Source organism: Mesorhizobium sp. M7A.F.Ca.AU.001.01.1.1 (assembly GCF_004022735.1).
In the GTDB taxonomy this organism is placed as follows: Bacteria; Pseudomonadota; Alphaproteobacteria; order Rhizobiales; family Rhizobiaceae; genus Mesorhizobium; species Mesorhizobium ciceri.
In genome coordinates, this window is sequence record NZ_RZPF01001303.1 from 1 (window position 1) to 636 (window position 636).

The following is a 636-nucleotide window of genomic DNA, read 5'->3' on the forward strand; positions in this document are numbered from 1 at the left end:
GCGCGGCGCCGCCGGCCTGCGCGGCCGGACGCAACCCGCTCTGCTCGCAGCGATGCTGGGCCGGCGGGTCGCCTTCACTCAACCGGCCTCGACCGTGGTGCATTCGCGCGACGAGGAGCTGGTGAACGCGTTTCTGAGCTCGCAAGGCTTCTTCAACGGGCTGGCCGGCGAGCGCTGGAATCGCTTGGCCGGGGAGCAGTTCGAATAGGCCGTCATTTGCCCGCGCGGCGACGTAATCCCGATGGTCGCGCCGATCTCAGCTGGCGATTTCCTCGACGGGGCGGACGAGCTGCGGGCCAAGGTGCAGATGGCGCGTCGCCCGGCGCTTGGCGGCGATATCGGCCCAGACGCGTTCGACCTCGACCGCAGTCAGCTTCGCGGCGGCGCCGACGTCCGCGGCTGAAAGGCCGTTATTCAGGCCGAAGAGGCAAATATCCATGCGGTCATAGGGCAGGGAGAAGTAGAACTCTTCCTGCGTCTGCTCGAGGGAATAGGTGTCGGTCGTCGGCGCCCTGCGGCAGATTTCCTCGGGAATGCCGAGATGGGCGGCAAGCGCATAGACTTGGCTCTTGTAGAGATGGGCGATCGGTTTGACGTCAGCCGCGCCGTCGCCATTCTTCACGAAGAAGCCTTGGT

1 protein-coding gene and 1 pseudogene are annotated in these 636 nt (G+C 66.0%); one reads left to right on the forward strand and one right to left on the reverse strand.

The window, feature by feature from the left end:
• Positions 1-208 (forward strand): annotated as a pseudogene (locus tag EN884_RS37810) (hypothetical protein); the annotation flags it as partial.
• A gap of 48 nt (positions 209-256) precedes the next feature.
• On the opposite strand, the gene nadE reads toward EN884_RS37810, so the two are convergent.
• A partial coding sequence (gene nadE, locus EN884_RS37815) for an NAD(+) synthase (RefSeq protein ID WP_128361223.1) occupies positions 257-636 on the reverse strand: 380 nt, incomplete at its 5' end.